General features: G+C 63.7%; 13 protein-coding genes. 9 read left to right on the top strand and 4 right to left on the bottom strand.

The window, feature by feature from the left end; all coding sequences use genetic code 11:
* Nucleotides 1–60: 60 nt before the first annotated feature.
* The 4 genes from P2G67_RS03820 to P2G67_RS03835 all read left to right on the top strand — a co-directional run bounded on the left by P2G67_RS03820 (nucleotide 61) and on the right by P2G67_RS03835 (nucleotide 3,395).
* The gene (locus tag P2G67_RS03820) at nucleotides 61–642 is read left to right on the top strand and encodes an RNA polymerase sigma factor (RefSeq protein ID WP_275820199.1); all 582 of its coding nucleotides are present in this window, start codon (nucleotides 61–63) and stop codon (nucleotides 640–642) included.
* Nucleotides 643–660: 18 nt separating this feature from the next.
* Nucleotides 661–1,167 carry a hypothetical protein gene (locus P2G67_RS03825; RefSeq protein WP_275820201.1) on the top strand — a complete coding sequence of 169 codons (507 nt, stop codon included), beginning with the start codon at nucleotides 661–663 and terminating at the stop codon, nucleotides 1,165–1,167.
* A 53-nt stretch (nucleotides 1,168–1,220) separates the two neighbouring features.
* Nucleotides 1,221–1,730 (top strand): Spy/CpxP family protein refolding chaperone, encoded by a 510-nt coding sequence (locus P2G67_RS03830; protein WP_275820203.1) that lies wholly within the window; start codon nucleotides 1,221–1,223, stop codon nucleotides 1,728–1,730.
* A 66-nt stretch (nucleotides 1,731–1,796) separates the two neighbouring features.
* On the top strand, nucleotides 1,797–3,395 hold the full coding sequence (locus P2G67_RS03835; RefSeq protein WP_275820205.1) for a lysine--tRNA ligase: 1,599 nt from the start codon (nucleotides 1,797–1,799) through the stop codon (nucleotides 3,393–3,395).
* Nucleotides 3,396–3,417: 22 nt separating this feature from the next.
* Here the strand turns inward: P2G67_RS03835 and P2G67_RS03840 are convergent, their stop codons facing one another.
* From P2G67_RS03840 to P2G67_RS03855, 4 genes are all read right to left on the bottom strand, one after another.
* On the bottom strand, nucleotides 3,418–4,797 hold the full coding sequence (locus P2G67_RS03840; protein ID WP_275820207.1) for a ferredoxin reductase family protein: 1,380 nt from the start codon (nucleotides 4,795–4,797) through the stop codon (nucleotides 3,418–3,420).
* Nucleotides 4,798–4,952: 155 nt separating this feature from the next.
* On the bottom strand, nucleotides 4,953–7,082 hold the full coding sequence (gene katE / locus P2G67_RS03845) for a catalase (RefSeq protein ID WP_275820209.1): 2,130 nt from the start codon (nucleotides 7,080–7,082) through the stop codon (nucleotides 4,953–4,955).
* 128 nt (nucleotides 7,083–7,210) lie between these two features.
* Nucleotides 7,211–8,593 (bottom strand): ABC1 kinase family protein, encoded by a 1,383-nt coding sequence (locus P2G67_RS03850; protein ID WP_275820211.1) that lies wholly within the window; start codon nucleotides 8,591–8,593, stop codon nucleotides 7,211–7,213.
* Nucleotides 8,594–8,667: 74 nt separating this feature from the next.
* A complete protein-coding gene (locus P2G67_RS03855) occupies nucleotides 8,668–10,476 on the bottom strand; it encodes a M3 family oligoendopeptidase (protein ID WP_275820213.1) in 1,809 nt (602 codons plus the stop codon).
* A gap of 125 nt (nucleotides 10,477–10,601) precedes the next feature.
* On the opposite strand from P2G67_RS03855, the gene P2G67_RS03860 reads away from it, so the two are divergent.
* From P2G67_RS03860 to P2G67_RS03880, 5 genes are all read left to right on the top strand, one after another.
* Nucleotides 10,602–12,389 carry an AMP-dependent synthetase/ligase gene (locus tag P2G67_RS03860; RefSeq protein WP_275820215.1) on the top strand — a complete coding sequence of 596 codons (1,788 nt, stop codon included), beginning with the start codon at nucleotides 10,602–10,604 and terminating at the stop codon, nucleotides 12,387–12,389.
* Nucleotides 12,390–12,562: 173 nt separating this feature from the next.
* Nucleotides 12,563–13,594: an ABC transporter substrate-binding protein gene (locus P2G67_RS03865; RefSeq protein WP_275820217.1), complete on the top strand. Its 1,032-nt coding sequence runs from the start codon at nucleotides 12,563–12,565 to the stop codon at nucleotides 13,592–13,594.
* 147 nt (nucleotides 13,595–13,741) lie between these two features.
* Nucleotides 13,742–14,794 carry an ABC transporter ATP-binding protein gene (locus P2G67_RS03870; protein WP_275820220.1) on the top strand — a complete coding sequence of 351 codons (1,053 nt, stop codon included), beginning with the start codon at nucleotides 13,742–13,744 and terminating at the stop codon, nucleotides 14,792–14,794.
* Entirely contained in the window at nucleotides 14,791–16,467 is a 1,677-nt protein-coding gene (locus P2G67_RS03875; RefSeq protein ID WP_275820222.1) for an ABC transporter permease subunit, read from the top strand. Before P2G67_RS03870 ends, P2G67_RS03875 begins: the two co-directional genes overlap by 4 nt.
* Before the next feature lie 168 nt (nucleotides 16,468–16,635).
* A complete protein-coding gene (locus P2G67_RS03880; RefSeq protein WP_275820224.1) occupies nucleotides 16,636–17,754 on the top strand; it encodes an OmpA family protein in 1,119 nt (372 codons plus the stop codon).
* Nucleotides 17,755–17,830 lie beyond the last annotated feature (76 nt).

Below are 17,830 nucleotides of genomic sequence, written 5' to 3' on the forward strand. Positions count from 1 at the left end.
CGCAATGCTCCAACAGGCCGCGCCTCCCTTTCGCCATGGAGCCATTGGACCTTGAGCTCCATGTCACTTCAGGACAGCGATATTTCCCGGCTGATTGCCGGCGACAGGAGCGCCTGGGACGCCTTCGTGCGTAGTGCTGCGCCGGTGGTACTGGCCGCTGCCCGCCGTACTCTCGAGCGGGCCGGTCGCACGAATGAAGCAGACGACGTTGTGCAACAGGTGTTCGAGAAGCTGGTGCGCGACGACTTTCGGCTACTGCGCACCTATGACCCTGGCCGCGCGCAGCTCTCGACCTGGCTCTCGGTGGTCACCAACTCCGCCGCCCTTGACCACCTTCGCCGCCTCAAGCGCGCACCGGAGCCCAGGGAGATCCTGCCGGAAGACGGCGAGACCACCCCTCCCGCGGCGGATCCCCTGCCCATTCCCCGCAACCTGCTCACGCCGCGGCAGGCTGCGATCATGGCGTTGCTCTACGAACGTGAATTGGATGTTTCCGAGGTCGCGCGCCTGCTCGGCATCACCGAACAGACCGTACGCTCGGCCCACCACAAGGCACTGACCCGGCTGCGGGTCTATTTTTCCGAAGAGTTTCCGGAGCTGGGGGATGCCAAGGCCCGACCGGCGCGTATCACCGGCAAGTGAGCAGGAGTAGAACGGCTTATGTCGACCGGAGCAGGATTGCCACACCCCAAGGATGCCGGTGCCGCCTGGAGCGCCGTAGCGCAGGCTTTGCGCGAGAGCAGGCCCATCAGCGAGCCCGATGTCAATCTCCTGGCAGCTTGGCTGGAAGGTCGGCTGGAGGAAAGCGAGGCCGCACCGGTGGAGAGCTGGATCGCCGCCAATCCACTCGAAGCCAGTACGCGTCTTGCCGAGCTGCGCGAAAGCCTGACCGAAGCACCGCCGAACGTGCCACACAAGCTGTTGCTGCGCCTGCGCGCACTGCGACCGCAGCGCAAATCAACACACCAGCCGATGCCGTCGTTCTGGCGCCGCATGCCGCAGGTAGCAGCGGTGGCGGCAACGCTGGCGATCGGTCTCTTCGGCGCCTACGGCAGCTATGAGATGGGGCTGCGCGGCAGCCTGCCGGCTCTGGAGCAGGAAAGGCAGTTTGCACAAGCAAGCCTGCCCGAGTTCCTGCCGCCGGAAGACGAGTTTTTCTTCGATTGAGTTGAGTGCGATCCCGCTCCCTGACCTGCCCTGAGCCAAAGGCCCCTTCCCTGATGAACCGTAAACTCCCCTGGCTGCTCCTGGTCCTCTCCCTGCTCGTGAATGCCGGCTTCCTCTTCGGCGTGCTGCAAGCCCAGCAGCAGGCCGAGCGGATGTCGCATGAAGCCACCAACGAAACCGCGCAGGCGGCCGAACAGCTCGACCTTAATGCCGAACAGGAAGCTGCGCTGGACGCGGTGCGCGATACCCTGCGCGCGCGCATAGAGCGGGACCGCAACGACGAACGCCGCGATACCCGCCAGAGCGAGGTGCTGGAAGCCCTGGTGCGCGACAGCTACGACCGCAGCGGCATGCGCGCCATCCTGCGCGAGGACAGCGATGCCCGCCTGGAGCGTTGGCTCGACATGGGCGAGGAGGTTCACGGCTTCCTGCAGGCACTCACCCCGGAGCAGCGCCAGCGCTTCCAGCAACTGGCCGAATCAGAGCGCGGCTTCCTGCGTGCCCTGCTCTTCGCTCGCAATGGCAGCGGAAACAGCAACGACAACGGCAACAGCCGCGATTGACCTTCGGTTTGCCCCGTGCATAACGTCGCCCTCCCCCGTAATCCCGACGCTGGAGTGTGCGCGATCATGACGAGCGATAGAGAGCTGGCATTGGCGGCCAAGGCCTGGCCGTTCGAGGAGGCGCGCAAGCTGCTGGCTCGCTTGGGGGACAAAGCGCCAGAGAAGGGCTATGTGCTCTTCGAGACCGGCTATGGCCCGTCCGGCCTGCCGCACATCGGGACCTTCGGCGAAGTGGTCCGCACCACCATGGTGCGCCGTGCCTTCGATACACTGTCGGACATCCCCACCCGGCTGTTCTGCTTCTCCGACGACATGGACGGCCTGCGCAAGGTGCCGGACAATGTGCCGAACCAGGAGATGCTGCGCTCCCACCTGGGCAAGCCGCTGACAAAGATCCCCGACCCCTTCGGCGAGCACGAGTCCTTCGGGCATCATAACAACGCTCGCCTGCGTCATTTTCTGGACTCCTTCGGCTTCGAGTACGAGTTCCAGTCCTCAACGGACTGGTACTTCTCCGGCCGCTTCGACGAGACCCTGTTCAAGGTCCTTGAGAACTACGACGCCATCATGGAGGTGATGCTGCCGACCCTCGGCTCCGAGCGGCAGCAGAGCTACAGCCCCTTTCTGCCGATCTCCCCCAAGACTGGTGAGGTGCTCCAGGTGCCGATCCTGGAGCACAATGCGCAAGCGGGAACGATTGTCTTCGAGGATGTGGACGGCACACGCACCGAGCTGCCGGTCACTGGCGGGAACTGCAAGCTGCAGTGGAAGCCCGACTGGGGCATGCGCTGGGCCGCGTTGGGCGTCGACTACGAAATGAGCGGCAAGGATCTCATCCCCTCTGTGCAGCTTGCCTCGCGCATCTGTCGCATTCTGGGCGCACCGCCGCCCGAGGGCTTCAACTACGAGCTCTTCCTCGACGACCGGGGCCAGAAGATTTCCAAGTCCAAGGGCAACGGCCTATCGGTCGATGAGTGGCTGGCCTATGCACCGCCGGAGAGCCTTTCGCTCTTCATGTTCCAGAAGCCGCGCACCGCAAAGCGGCTCTACTTCGATGTGATTCCGCGCACGGTCGACGACTATCTCACCTTCCTGGGCAAGTATCCGCAGGAAGAAGCGTCCAAGCAGCTCGAGAACCCGGTCTGGCACATCCACGAGGGCAAGCCGCCTGCTCAGGTGCCGCCGCTCACCTTCTCCCTGCTGCTGAACCTGGTGGGCACGGTCAATGCCGACGAGCCTTCGGTAATCTGGGGCTACATCAGCCGCTATGCACCCGGCGCCAGCGCTGAAAGTGAGCCGCTGCTGGACCGGCTGGTGGGCTACGCCATCGCCTACTATCGCGACTTCGTGAAGCCCACGAAGCGTTACCGCGCACCGGACGAGATGGAGCGCGTCGCGCTGTCCGATCTGCTGCAGGCCCTGGAGGAGTTGCCGGCCGATGCCGATGCGGAAACCATCCAAAACCAGGTCTACGAAGTCGGCAAGCGTCACCCCTTCCCCGGCCTGCGCGACTGGTTCAAGGCCTGCTACGAGATCTTGCTGGGCCAGGAGCAGGGCCCCCGCCTGGGCTCCTTTTTCGCGCTCTATGGGTTGGAGAACGCAATAGGACTGATCCGTGCCGCGCTGGCAGATGAGCAGCCATCATCTACCCAGTCATCCGATTGAATGACTGTTCCTCGCGCGTGGGTCAGCGGAAGTAGAAATCCTCCGCTATCACTCGTTCGCGGGGCAAGCCGGCGGCTACGAACTGCTTTGTCATCGCCCGAACGAACTGCGGTGTGCCGCAAAGCATCACCGCGTAGTCGTCCAGCGGCGCAACGGCTTCCATCACCTGTTGCGCAGTGAGCCGCCCCTTCTCCGAGGTCAGCCAGAGTTCGTAGTCGACGTAAGAATCCGCTGTCTCGACAGCATCCTGCAACTCGTCGTCATAGGGCGCATCGGCTTCGGTCCGGGCGACATACCACAGCCAGATGCGGCGAAAGTCGTTGTTGCTGGCTTCAAAGCGCAGCATGGCCATGAAGGGCGTGATGCCAATGCCTGCCCCAATACAGACAAGCCGCCGGTAGCGGGCATAGCGATGGGGCGTGAAACCGCCGAAGGGACCAAAAACCTCGACGGGTTCACCGGGCGCCATCGCCGGCAAGGCGCGCGTGAAATCGCCAACCATCCGGGCCGAAATGCGCAGATCACGCTCGGTGGGAGAGGAGGACACCGAGAAGGGGTGCAACTCCCATCGCTTTCCTTCCGGACCTGGCCGGTTGATGAAGACAAAAGTACCCGGTTCATGCAGCATCCGCCGGTCCTGGGGGCGCAGTATACAGTCGACCGTATCGTGATTGCGGAGGGTCACGGCCTCCACCCGGTAATTGAAACGCGGGGCGATCCAGCGGTAGGCCACCCGATAGGCCCAGGCGCCCAGCCCGACGAGGATCAACAGCCAGATCCAGAAGCGCAGGGGTTCGTAGTGCACCACCGTTGTGCCGGGATTGCGGATCGCAATGGCGGTTCCGATTAGGAAAATCGGACCGATGAAGTTGTGGAGGGCCAGCCAGCCCTCGTAACTCCACCAGCGGGCATAGGCGAAGCCGGTCCAGATCAATAGCGCGATCAGTGCCAGTGAATCTGGGGTGAAGGCGGTTGGCGACCAGAAGGGTATCAAGAGATCACCCAGGGAGCCGCCCTCCCCGATCGTCATGGGCACCAGCATCGCCACATGCACCACGATCAGTCCCACAGCCCAGGGCGCGAGCTGACGATGCAACCGGATGGCCCGATCAAGCCCGCCGAACAGCGGCTCGATCATGGGACTGCGCACGGTGGCCAGAAGGACAACGGCCATCAGCCCGACCGCCAGGATCGCCAGCAGCATCGAGGGGCCGAACCAGGGCCAGAAGGCGTGCGATGAGGGGGTGTGCATGCGCCCGAGGACCCAGAGCACGGTCGTCACCCCAAGAACGCCGATGGTGAGGCGCCACCCCGGTGGATTTGCGCGCAGTCGCTTCCAGAAACCCGAGAATTGTCCGGCGCCGAGCCCGTCAATTGGCCCGCCGGTTGTGTCCTGCGCCATCCGTCCCTCCCCGCCCAGATCCTTTCACGCCACGGCGTCGACGCCCAGCATCGCCGTGCCCTACAACCCACCTTATAGAGCACACCCTTCCCGGAGAAGTTGGATTACTGAGACCGGGGCGTTGGACAAGTCCTCTTTCTTGAGCGGGGAAATCTCTACACCTGCTTCACCTTCGGCTCGCGCTCCCAATGGCGCAGCTTGCGGCAGGCCATGATAAAGGCGGAAGCGTCCCCCGTGGTGTTGAGCGGTAGACAGCCACCATCCAGTTCCTGCGCCACGCCGGCCTTCTCCAGCAGCGGCATGGCGTCGGCGCCGTAGCCGATGAACTTGCAGTGGGCAAAGGCGTCGCTCACGAAGTCCCGCGCCGTAGCCTCCGAAGCCAACAGCGCCGCTTCCGCAGCCGAAGGCAGGACGACCACGGCATCGACGACCACCGACGGCCCGCCATCGATCTTCTCATCCGCTTCGATCCAAGTGCCGTTGCTGGCTTCTACCCCGCCGATGCGCGGGGCCACGAACTTCAGCATCGCGCCCTCCTGTTCGCAGGCATCCTTGAGGGCAGCGACCAGATCGGCATCGACACCATCGGTCACCAGAGCACCCACCTTGCGCCCGTGGAAGCTGTCAGGTCCGTTGAGCAGAATGCTGAGAGCGGGGGATGAGGGCAGATCTTCGCGCGTAGGTCGGGCGGCGTCGGCCGGCGGCGGCATTTCCCGTAGCCGTAGCCCGTCCGCCACGGCCTTTGCCAGATCCTCATGCACATTGCGCAGATGGGACACCATACGCGCCCTGATCCTCGGTGTTTCCACCTTGCTCAGTTCAAAGACATAAGCCTGGACGATATGTCCCTGCTCTACCTCGGTCTGGCTGATGTAAAACTGCCGCGCCTGGCTGTAGTGATCGGCAAAGCTCTCCGGCCGCACCCTTCGCTTGCGGCCCGCCTCCTCCGAAGGCCAACTGTGGAAGCCGGCATCCGGTGCCTCGCGCGGCCCGGGTCCGCCATCTGCCTGCCCCCAGGAATTGGGCTCGTAGTTCACGCGCCCCGTAGGATTGACGAAAGTCATGTGCCCGTCCTGCTGCAGCGTGTGGAAGGGGCACTTGGGCGCATTGATGGGCAGATGCGTGAAGTTCGGACTGCCCAGCCGCTTCAGCTGAGTATCCAGATAGGAGAAGTTGCGGCCCTGCAGCAGCGGATCGTTACTGAAGTCGATGCCGGGGACGATGTTCTGGGTGCAGAAGGCCACCTGCTCGGTTTCAGCGAAGAAGTTATCGACGCATCGGTCCAGCACCAACCGCCCCACCCGACGCACCGGCACCTCCTCCTCGGGAATGATCTTGGTCGGATCCAGGATGTCGAAGGCGAAGCGCTCCGCGAAGGCATCGTCAAAGAGTTGCAGCCCCAGTTCCCACTCCGGATAGTCACCGGCCTTAATGGCGTCCCAAAGATCCCGGCGATGGAAGTCCGGGTCGGCGCCGTTGATCTTCAGGGCTTCGTTCCAGACCACAGACTGCATGCCCAGCTTCGGCTTCCAGTGGAACTTGACGAAGGTGGACTCTCCGACCGCATTGACGAAACGGAAGCTGTGAACGCCAAAACCTTCCATGAAGCGGAAGGAGCGGGGAATGGCCCGGTCCGACATGATCCACAGGGTCATGGCAGTGCTTTCGGGCGTGAGCGAAACGAAGTCCCAGAAGTTGTCGTGCGCCGACTGCGCCTGCGGAAAACCGCGGTCCGGCTCCTGCTTCACGGCGTGCACGATGTCCGGGAACTTGATCGCATCCTGAATGAAGAAGATCGGGATGTTGTTGCCGACCAGGTCCCAGTTGCCCTCCTTGGTGTAGAGCTTGACCGCGAAACCGCGCACGTCGCGGGCCAGGTCAAAGGAGCCCTTGTTCCCCGCCACGGTGGAGAAGCGCACGAAGGCCGGAGTCCGCTCGCCGGGGCGCTGGAAAAGGTCGGCCTTGGTGATGTCCGCAAGCGATTCATAAGGCTCGAAGAAGCCGTGCGCGCCGAAACCGCGGGCATGCACAAGGCGCTCAGGGATGCGCTCATGGTCGAAGTGGAAGATCTTCTCCCGGAAATGAAAGTCCTCAAGCGCAAGCGGCCCCCGGTCTCCCACTTTCAGCGAGTTCTGGTCGTCGCCAACCGGGATACCCTGTTGCGTGGTGAGCACCGGTGCCTCGCCGCCGGCCACCTGGTGCGTTTCGCCGCCTTCGCCGCGGTTGATCGTCTGTTCGTGATAGCGCGCGCTGTCGTGCTTTCCGCTGTAGGGCTCGCCGCTCATGTCCTTGCTCCTTCCGCCAGGCAGGGTGCGGCGCCAGACCAGAGCCGCATCACGACTGACGAAACGAGGAGGGCCGGCAAGGGTTCCTGCAAGCGCCTCAGAGGGGTGCAGTTCGGTCAGCTATCGCGTCACTCGACGTCGGCTGGCAATCCCACGCTGTCCAGGGCCGCGCGCTGTCGGGCGGCAAGCTTGTCGACGTCGAAATCTGCAATCAGATCATGGAACAAGCGATACCAGTTGATCTCGGCATTCAAGTGCATGAAGACCGATCCCAGCCCCACCGCGGCACGATCCATGAGCACGAACTCCCGCGGCGGCTTCACACCGCCCAGACGGCGCAGCTCCTTGTGTACAAGACTTGCAGTCTGGGCGCCTTGGGCGCCGCCGGAGCCTTCCATGATTGGCTGGCTGCGATCCTGCAACAGCGGCCCATATATGAAGCGCGCCCAGATGTTCAGCGCGTCCACCAGTTCCGCATTGTCGCCGGCCTGTTCGAACCCCCAGGTGCGATAGGCATGGATCGCCAGATCGCGATCATCGTCGCGGATCGCCCGATAGAGGTCGATCACGCCTTCGACGAAGCTCGGCTTGAAGATGCGAATACAACCGAAATCCAGGAGGTTGACCGAGGTATCTTCATTCACGGTGTAATTGCCGAGATGCGGATCACCGTGGATGACCCCGTAGTAGTAGAAGGGCGTGTACCAGGCCCGGAACATGTTGTAGGCGACCTGATTGCGCATCTCCTGATCCGGGTGGGCTGCTATGTAATCCAGCAGCCGCTGTCCCTCGAGCCAACTCATGGTGAGCAGCCGCGGCGTGGTGAGGTCCATCGCCGGCTCTGGCACATGAACTTGCGGCTCCTCGGCCAGCATGTGGCGGTAGAGCAGCATGGCGCGCGCTTCGCGCTCATAGTCGAGTTCTTCCTGCAGACGCGCCGTCAATTCCTTGTAGATGTCAGAGGTATCGATCGCGGAATCGTACTGGCGATAGGCGGCAAAGGCCCAGCGCAACTGCTGCACGTCGGCGGCCACGGCCGATGCCATGTCCGGGTACTGGAGCTTGCATGCCAGCGTGCGGCCGCCCTGTTCGGCGCGATGCACCTGTCCCAGTGAGGCTGCCGCGGCGGCTTCCCGCTCGAAGCTGTCGAAGCGCTTCTCCCAGCCCGGCCCCAGTTCGGTGCGCATGCGCCGACGCACGAAGGGCCAACCCATCGGCGGCGCGTTGGACTGCAATTGCCGCAATTCCTCGGCATACTCCCGCGGCAAGGCATCGGGAATGGTGGCGAGGATCTGCGCCGCCTTCATCAGCGGCCCCTTGAGACCGCCGAGGGCCGTTTTCAGCTCCGAGGAATGGCGGCCGCGGTCGATCTTTCTGCCCAGCACGCGCGCACCGGCCAACTGCGCTGCCAGCACCCCGACTTCACTTCCCACCTTCGCATAGCGACGCAAGCGCCCACCAAAGCGTGCACTTTCGTCATCGAATGCCTTTTCGTTCTCGGGATCGCTCATCGAGGTCCTTTAAGGGAAGGTTACAGGTGCCATGGCGGACAGCACGCCTGCGTACCACTGCCGCGGACGAGCGCTCAGCGTTCCATAGCCTCCAACTCGTCGATCATGTTTTCCACCACACCCAGGCCCTTGCGCCAGAAGGCAGGGTCGGAGGCATCGAGGCCGAAGGGTGCAAGGAGTTCCTTGTGCCGCTGGCTTCCGCCGGCGGCGAGAAGCTCGAGGTAGCGCTGGGCAAAGCCCTCATGCGCCTGCTCATAGACAGCATAAAGCGAATTCACCAGACAGTCGCCAAAGGCGTAAGCGTAGACATAGAAAGGCACGTGCACGAAGTGCGGCACGTAAGCCCAGTAGATGGCGTAGCTGTCATCGAGGGTGAAGGCCGGGCCGAGCGCCTCCTTCTGGGTTTCCATCCAATGCCGACCCAGCTCTTCCGGCAGCAACTCGCCCTGGCGCCGGGCGTCGTGCACCCGCTCCTCGAAGCGGTGGAAGGCGATCTGCCGCACCACGGTGTTCAGCATGTCCTCCACCTTGCCGGCCAGCATGGCTTTGCGCTTGGCGAGATCCTTGGTCTGGGCCAGCAGTGCCCGGAAGGTCAACATCTCTCCGAACACGCTTGCCGTTTCCGCCAGGGTCAGCGGCGTGTTGGACAGGAGATGCCCCTGACGTTCGCCGGCGAGCACCTGGTGCACGCCATGACCCAGTTCATGCGCGAGGGTCATGACGTCGCGCACCCGCCCCTGGTAGTTCAGCAGAAGATAGGGGTGGGCCGAGGGGACGGTGGGATGAGCGAAGGCTCCCGGCGCCTTGCCGGAGCGTGGCGACGCGTCAATCCAGTCGTTATCGAAGAAGCGCTGCCCCACGGCCGCCAGGTCCGGTGAGAAGGCGGCATAGGCTTCCAGCACCGTCTGGCGCGCCTCGTCCCATGGAATGCGTCGGTCGTCGCTTTCGGGCAGCGGTGCGTTGCGGTCCCAGAAGGCGAGCGTGTCGAGGCCGAGCCAACGCGCCTTCAGAGCATAGTAGCGATGGGACAGGCGCGGGTAGGACTCCGCCACCGCCGTGACCAGTGCATCGACCACCTCGTCCTCGACGAGATTTGCCAGATTGCGCGAGGAGACCGGTCGCGGGAAATCGCGCCAGCCATCCTCGATGGCCTTGTCTTTGGCCAGGGTGTTGGTGATGAGGGCTAGGAGGCGCTCCTGCCCCTTCAGCCCGGCGCCGAAGGCCTGCCCGGCGCGTTGACGCAGATCGCGGTCGCGTGACGTGAGCTTGTCGAGGATTTCCGTTTCCGAGAGCTGCGCGCCGTCCAGATCGAAACGCATCGCACTCATCGATTCGTCGAACAGACGGGTCCAGGCCGCGCGCCCGGTGACGTGCTTTTCATGCAGCACCCGCTCGACCGCGTCTTCAAGCTGATGCGGGCGCCAGGCGCGCTGATCGCGCAGCCAGGGTGCCCAGCGCGCTAAAGCCGGGTCGACAAACTTCTCCTGGAGAGCCTGCTCGTCGATGCGGTTCAGCTCCAGCGCGAAGAACAACAGATGGGTGGAAACGCCGGTCACCCGCTCCTGTATCGCCTGGTAGAAGCGTCCGTTCTCTGCGCGGCTCATATCGCCGGCGTAGGTGAGATGCGCATAGGATGCGATGCGCCCGAGCTGCTCCTGGATTCGCTCATACTCAGCGATGGCCGTGGCCAGGGTGGCACCGTCACTGTCGCTCAGCCGGCCCTGCCATTGCGCCTCGAACTTCCGGGCCGCAGTTTCCGCCTCGACGAGATCGCGCTCCAATTCCGGAGAGTCCGGTGCCGGGTAGAGATCGCTCAGATCCCATTCCGGCAAGGGACCTAGTGTTGCTTCGGGCGTGCTCTCTGGCTGTGCGACGTCGCTCATGGTGCTCCGCTTATCGTGGCTTGGTGGCAGGGACTTTGGCATATAGTTGCAGCGCCAAAGCGAACCAAGGGTGGATGCCTTGCGGCTCACCCTGCGCTAACAAGGCCCGGGGAGAAAGGGAGGACATGGACTACACCAACGCAGCCAACCTGCCCGCTGTCTTTTTCGAACAGGCCGAACGCCTCGATAGCCGCCCCTTTCTCTGGGCGAAACGCGAAGGCCGATATCAGCCCTGGACCTGGGCCGAAGTCGCGGCGGAGGTATGCAGGGTGGCTGCCGGTCTCTCGATGTTCGGCGTCACGGCCGGCGACCGAGTGCTGCTTGTCTCGGAGAACCGGCCGGAGTGGTTCATCGCAGACTTCGCCATCATGGCGCTGGGCGCCATCACGGTGCCCGCCTACACCACCAATCGTGCGGGCGATCACAGGCATATCCTGGCGGATTCCGGCGCCTGCTGTGCCATTGTTTCCACTGCGCAACTGGCCGCCCCGCTCTGCGAAGCCCTCCCGGATACGCCGGACTGCCGGCATCTAGTCACGATGGACGAAGCGGCAGCGCTGGACGGCCCCTGGAGCAATCATGCCTGGGGCGCGCTGGCCGGACCTGAGGAGGCCACGGCGGAAATCGTAAAAGCCGCATCCAATATCGCCCGGCATGAGCTGGCCTGCATCATCTACACCTCGGGCACGGGCGGTGCGCCCAAAGGGGTGATGCTCAGCCATGGCAACATTCTGGCCAACTGCCTTTCGGCTTACGACCTGCTGAATGAATACGGTATCGGCGAGGAAGTATTCCTGTCCTTCCTACCACTGTCCCACTCCTACGAGCACACCGCGGGCCACATCTTCCCCGTCACCATTGCCGCCCAGATCTACTATGCCGAGGGTGTGGAGACGCTGCTGACCAACCTGGCCGAAGCGCAGCCCACCATCATGACCGCGGTGCCCCGGCTCTATGAGGCCATGTACCAGCGCATTCATCGCGGTCTGCGGAAGGAACCGACCTTCAAACAGTGGCTCTTCGCCGCCGCCGAGCGCATTGGCCGCAAGCGCTATGCAGACCCGAACAGCCTCACGCTCTGGGAAAGAATCTTCGACCTCGCATTGGAGCGCCTTGTGCGTGACAAGGTGCGCCAGCGTTTTGGTGGCCGCTTGAAAGCAATGATCTCCGGCGGTGCGCCCCTCAACCCGGAAATCGGCCTCTTCTTTCACGCGCTGGGCCTGCGCATCCTACAGGGATATGGCCAGACCGAAGCCTCCCCCGTCGTCAGCGCCAACCGCCCCTTCAAGATCAAGATGCACAGCGTTGGCCCACCGCTGAAGGGCGTCGAGGTCGCTCTGGGTGAGGACGGGGAAATCCTGGTGCGCGGCGAACTGGTCATGCAGGGCTACTGGCGCGATGAGGCCGCTACGCAGGCAACGCTGCGCGACGGGTGGCTGCACACCGGTGATATCGGCAGCATCGACGCCGACGGCTACATATCCATCACCGATCGAAAGAAGGACATCATCGTCCTGTCAGGCGGCGACAACATCTCCCCGGCCCGCGTCGAGGGGAAGCTGTCGCTACAGCCCGAGATCGGACAGGTCATGGTGATGGGTGATCGGCGGCCCCATCTCGTCGCCCTCATCGTCCCCGACGAAACCTGGCTCCAGGAATGGGCACGCAGCAATGGCAAGCGAGGCGACCTGGAGGCGCTGTTCGATGACTCGTCGCTGCGTAAATCCATTTCCGAAGCTGTGGAGCGGGTCAACGGCGAGGTGTCGAACATGGAGAAGGTGCGTCGCTTTCTGATCGCCCCAGAACCCTTCTCTGTCCATAACGGCATGATCACGCCAACGCTCAAGGTGCGGCGCCATGCTGTACGCGCTGCCTTCGGGGAAAAGCTCGAGGCTTTGTACGAGCGAAGATAATCATGTTCGCTCGCGGCGCGAGTCGGCAGCCAGTTGTCACGGCGCTTTCATATCTTGGTAAACTTGCTCTATCATTCTTCCCCAGGGGCCGGGCTTTGGGGGATCGGACGACACGCTCGACTACTCAGCCGGGTTCTGAGCGCTTATCGCCTTAACATAACGGGGAGACATTCATGTCCAGTCATCGCAGGGGCGGGCTTTTCCGCTCGCTGATCGCCGGAACGGCGATTGCCGCCGTCGCCGGAATCGCAGCGGCACAGGCCGACTCCATCACCGTCTACACCTCCTATGAAGAGGACGAGCTGGCCGCCTTCCTCGAGCGCATGGAAGAAGATCTGCCCGACTTGGAAGTCAACGTTCTGCGCCTGTCCACCGGCGATCTGCACGCCCGCATCCTGGCCGAAGCCGGCAACCCCCAGCACGATGTAATCTGGGGCTGGGCTGTCACCTCCATGGTCGACCCACGCATCCAGGACATGCTGGAGCCCTACGAGCCCGCGAACATCGACCGCGTGCCCGAGCGCTTTCGCGATCCCGACGGACGCTGGTTCGCCGTCACCGGCTACATGGGTGCCTTCTGCGTCAACAACATGGTGCTGGAAGACAAGGGCCTGCCTATGCCCAGCTCCTGGGAAGACCTGCTGGATCCGGTCTACGAGGGCGAGATCGTGATGCCGAACCCGGCCAGCTCGGGCACCGGCTACCTGCAAATCGCGTCCCTGCTGCAGATGAAGGGCGAGGAAGAGGGCTGGGAGTTCCTGCGCGCCCTCGATAAAAACATGGCGCAGTACATCAAGAGCGGCTCGCGCCCCTGTAACGTCGCCAGCCAGGGCGAGTATGCCATCGGCGCCTCCTACGCCCTGCGTGCCATCAAGAACATCAACGAGGGCTATCCGATCACGATGGTGATCCCCTCCGAGGGTGCGGGCAACGAACTGGAAGCCCACGGCCTGATGGCGAGTTCCGATAACAAGGACGCCGCCAAGCGCTTCCTCGACTGGACACTGAGCGACGCGGCCGTAGACGAGTACTACAACTGGAAAGAGATTGTGACGGTCTCCGGCGGCAGCATCCCGCAGAACTTCCTCGACGCGGGCCTGCCGGAGGACATCGGCTCTGTGATGTACGACATGGATTTCGCCTGGTCGGCGGAGAACCGCGACCGCATCCTGGAGCAGTGGCAGTCCGAGTTCGAGTCCGAATAAGGCTCGGGGCACCCGCTCGCTCCGCAAGTCGGGTGGAGGCCCCAGCGCCTCCACCCGCTGCCTGCCATTACCGTAAGCAAGCGCTCGGAGCGGCCACCTTCCCTTTCTCAGCAGCAGAGCGTCCCTACCCTTTCCTGGAGCCACCTTATGTCCCTGCGCATTCGCGAGGTCGTGAAGCGATTCGGCAATCTGACCGCGCTCGACGGCGTGTCCCTCGATATCGATGCCGGAGAGTTCGTCTGTTTCCTTGGCCCATCGGGTTGCGGCAAGACCACGCTGCTGCGTGTGGTTGCCGGATTGGAGCAGGCCGATGGCGGCGAGGTGTTGCTGGACGACCGCGATCTCATCGCAGTGCCGGCTCGTCTGCGCAACTTCGGGGTTGTCTTCCAGTCCTATTCCCTCTTTCCCAACATGACGGCGGCGCGCAACGTGGCCTACGGCCTCGAGTGCCGGCGCTGGCCGAAGAACCGCATTGCCGAACGGGTGGATGAGATGCTCCGCGTGGTCGAGCTTGCCGACCAGGCGCAGAAGTATCCGCCGCAGATGTCCGGCGGCCAGCAGCAGCGCATCGCCCTGGCCCGCGCCCTGGCGCCCGATCCGTCGCTGCTCCTGCTCGATGAGCCGCTCTCGGCACTGGATGCGAAGGTACGTGAAGACCTGCGTCTGGAGATCCGCGCGCTGCAGCAGCGCCTGGGCATTACCACCATCATGGTCACGCACGATCAGGAAGAAGCGCTGACCATGGCCGACCGCATCGTGGTCATGCGCTCCGGCCGCATTGAGCAGGTGGGCAGTGCGCACGAGCTCTATCAGAAGCCGGAAACCCGCTTCGTCGCCGAGTTCATCGGCAGGATGAACGTGCTGCCCGTAGAAGGCGGCGCCGAGGCGCTGCACTTTGCCGGGCACCCCCTGCACCTGCAGCGCACCACGAAAGACCGCACGCCCGCCGTACTGGGGCTACGCCCGGAGGAAATTCGCCTGTCCAGCTCCGGGGGCACAGAGGCACCCAACCGCATTCCCGTGCGGGTGCGCCAATCCATCTTTCTCGGCAACATCACCCACGTGGTTCTGGAAGTCAGTGACAACGCCCAGCCGCTTGTTGCCGAGGTTCATGCCGGCGACGACCAGCCCGTGACTGAAGGGACGATGCTGCAGGCCGAACTGCCGGCCAACGCATTGCGGGTGTTGGAATGGCGGTGAGCGCCACAACCGCCGGCACGGGCGCCACCCGGAAGACCAACCACGACCGCATGCCAATGATCGTGGCCAGCCTTCTGGTCGGCGTGCCTCTGCTGCTGTTCATCGTCTATCCCCTGGCCTTCATTCTGGGCCGCAGCTTTTCGACGCCGGAGGGCTTCGGGTTCGACAACTATCTGTCGATGCTCACCACCTCCCGCTTCCAGGGCATCCTCTACAACTCCTTCGAGGTCACGCTGGTTTCGACGGCCTTTGCCGTGATCATGGCCTATGCCTTCGCCTACGCGGTGCAGCGCACCTTGATGCCGGGCAAGAACGTGCTTCGCATTGTTGCACTCATCCCGCTGTTCGCCCCTTCTCTGGTGCAGGCGCAGGGCCTGGTGCTGCTGTTCGGGCGCAACGGCCTGATCAACCGCACCTTCGGCACCGACATCGACATATACGGCTATTGGGGGATCGTCATCTCGATGGTCCTCTACGTCTTCCCCTATGCCTTCCTGATCCTCTCCACCGCACTGGCCGTGACCGACTCACGGCTTTACGAGTCCGCCAAGATGCTGGGCGCGGGCCCCTGGCGCACCTTCCGGACCGTGACACTGCCGTCCACCAAGTACGGTCTGGCCGCATCGGTCTTCGTCTGCTTCACCCTGGTGATCACCGATTTCGGCAACCCCATGGTGATCGGCGCGAACTACAACGTGCTCGCGACCGAGGTGTATAACCAGGTCATAGGCCAGGCAAACTTCGAACGCGGCACGGTGATCGGCATGGTGCTGCTGGTACCCGCCGCCGTGGCCGCGATCCTGGAGAAGTATATCAGCCGGCGGCAGTATTCCCTGGTCTCTGACCAGTCCCGCCCGCTGGTCATCGTGCCCGACCGGGTACGCGACCTCGCGTTTGCCGGCATCTCCGCCTTCATCGCCCTGATGATCCTCTCGATCGTCGCCGTGGTGATCTTCGCCAGCTTCGTACACCTCTGGCCCTACAACATGACCATGTCGCTGCGGCACTATGCCTTCGATGTGCAGAACGGCATCGAACCGCTGTGGAACTCGATCTACATCTCGCTCATGGCGGCCGGGCTTGGCGTGGTGGTGGTGACGGCTTCGGCCTATGTGATCGAAAAGTTCAAGTCGCCGGTCACGCGGCCGCTCTACTTCCTGTCGATCCTGCCCGCCGCCGTACCGGGCATGGTGCTGGGCCTGGGCTACATCCTGGCCTTCAACAACCCGTCGAACCCAGTCTACCTGATCTACGGCACACTCATCATCATCGCGATCGCCAACGTCTACTACTACCATGCGCAAGGCTTCCTGATCGCCTCCACCTCGATGAAGCAAATCAGCGGCACTTTCGATGAAGCCTCGGCGACGCTGGGCGGCACCCGGGTGCAAACCCTGCGCAAAGTCACCCTGCCGCTGATCGCACCGACGCTTATCGGGGTGGCCGTGTTCTTCTTCATGCGCTCGATGGTCACGCTGTCGGCCGTGATCTTCCTGATCACACCGCAGACCCAGGTTGCCGCCGTCTCGGTGCTGCTCCTGGAAGACCGTGGCGCGACAAATCAGGCCGCAGCCTTCTCGGTCTGCATCATGGCAACCGTGGTTGGCTTCCTGCTGCTGGTGCGCCTGCTGCTGCGGCTTGCAGGGATCAAGAACGTGAGCTTGATCCGCTAAACTCTTGCTTCGGGAGACCTCCTCGCCCTCTACCTCTCGGAAAGCGCTTGTCGCCCCGACGGGGGCTCCACTACCCTTGCGGCTGAATTTGCCCGCGATTCCGGGGAACGCTGCGGCACGCCTGCGGGTTGATGCAGGGATCGGGTTGAGAGCGAGAGGGAGATGAGCATGCATCGGCCTGCCGGATGGGAGCGACGCGCCAAGGGAATGGCGCTGCCATTTCTGGCGCTTTCCGGCATGCTGGTGTTAAGCGCCTGCGAAACTTTCCAGAGCGCGCCGAGCGACCCGGCACAGAGCGCACAGCCGCTGGGCCAAGGCTTGCCGCCGGCGCTGCAGGCGGCACGGCTCCTGCCCCCACCTGGCGAAGCGCCGCGCTCTCGCCTTTTGATCGAACCCGGTAGCAGCGGTGGTCAGCAGAGGCCTGAAGCCCCTGCCGCCAGCGAGCGGCAGCAGCCGATACCCGCCGCGCCACCGGCGCGCAGGGACGAGCCCAGCACCACTGCGTCGCCTCCTGCGCCCCGCAATGCCTCGGATGCGGGTGCTCCAACGCCTGAGCAGGACGCTGCCGTGCCGCCAGTGCCTCCCACACGGCCCCGGGGTTTGCTGCCGGAAGAGACAGAGACGCAAGCCGCGACGGAAGCACCAGAGGCATCGCAAACGCCGAGCGAGCCCACAGCGCCGAGTGAACCCTCAGCTGAACCGGCGCGTGATGTGGGCAAGCCCGAGGAGCAGCCCTCGGAGCCCACAGAGGCCCCGGCTGATCCTACGCCCGAACCGCGGGCACGGCCGGAGCAGGACGCATCAGCGCAAGCACCGCAAGAAGAACCAACCGCCGAGCAGGCTGACCCTGAAAGCACCGCTGCGCCCGCGGCCAGCGCACTACCCAGCGCGCCAGAAGAGCAGGAGATCGATCTCGATACCTTTGAGGAAGAAGAGCGCCCCGTTCAGCAGGCCGCCCTGCCCTCGCCTGCTCTCGCCGAAGGGGTACGGCTGGAGTTCGAAAGCGGCTCCTCTGATCTCACCCGAGCGATGGAAGATCGCCTGTTGGCGCTCGCGCAGCAACTGCGCGAAGAGGAAGGCCAGCGCCTGCGCTTGGAGGCCTATGCGGCAAACTATGACCAGGACATGAGCGGCTCGCGGCGCCTGTCCCTTTCCAGGGCACTGGCCGTGCGCGCCTTCTTACTCGATCAGGGCATCCGCTCTACCCGGATGGACGTGCGCGCCATCGGGCGCAGCGCAAGCGGTCAGCCGGCGGATCGCGTCGACATTCTGCCTGCAGAGCGTTGAAAAACAGCAGAATCTGCGTGCAACCGATGGATCGGCAATTTCCTCACGGGGACAACTGCACTAGGCTGCGCTTGCG

The sequence above is a fragment of the Aquibaculum arenosum genome (assembly GCF_029222965.1).
In the GTDB taxonomy this organism is placed as follows: domain Bacteria; phylum Pseudomonadota; class Alphaproteobacteria; order Kiloniellales; family DSM-21159; genus Aquibaculum; species Aquibaculum arenosum.

Coding starts and splice junctions, on each gene's coding strand:
- P2G67_RS03820 (WP_275820199.1), top strand. CDS start 61: ATGTCACTTCAGGACAGCGATATTTCCCGGCTGATTGCCGGCGACAGG.
- P2G67_RS03825 (WP_275820201.1), top strand. CDS start 661: ATGTCGACCGGAGCAGGATTGCCACACCCCAAGGATGCCGGTGCCGCC.
- P2G67_RS03830 (WP_275820203.1), top strand. CDS start 1,221: ATGAACCGTAAACTCCCCTGGCTGCTCCTGGTCCTCTCCCTGCTCGTG.
- P2G67_RS03835 (WP_275820205.1), top strand. CDS start 1,797: ATGACGAGCGATAGAGAGCTGGCATTGGCGGCCAAGGCCTGGCCGTTC.
- P2G67_RS03840 (WP_275820207.1), bottom strand. CDS start 4,797: ATGGCGCAGGACACAACCGGCGGGCCAATTGACGGGCTCGGCGCCGGA.
- katE (WP_275820209.1), bottom strand. CDS start 7,082: ATGAGCGGCGAGCCCTACAGCGGAAAGCACGACAGCGCGCGCTATCAC.
- P2G67_RS03850 (WP_275820211.1), bottom strand. CDS start 8,593: ATGAGCGATCCCGAGAACGAAAAGGCATTCGATGACGAAAGTGCACGC.
- P2G67_RS03855 (WP_275820213.1), bottom strand. CDS start 10,476: ATGAGCGACGTCGCACAGCCAGAGAGCACGCCCGAAGCAACACTAGGT.
- P2G67_RS03860 (WP_275820215.1), top strand. CDS start 10,602: ATGGACTACACCAACGCAGCCAACCTGCCCGCTGTCTTTTTCGAACAG.
- P2G67_RS03865 (WP_275820217.1), top strand. CDS start 12,563: ATGTCCAGTCATCGCAGGGGCGGGCTTTTCCGCTCGCTGATCGCCGGA.
- P2G67_RS03870 (WP_275820220.1), top strand. CDS start 13,742: ATGTCCCTGCGCATTCGCGAGGTCGTGAAGCGATTCGGCAATCTGACC.
- P2G67_RS03880 (WP_275820224.1), top strand. CDS start 16,636: ATGCATCGGCCTGCCGGATGGGAGCGACGCGCCAAGGGAATGGCGCTG.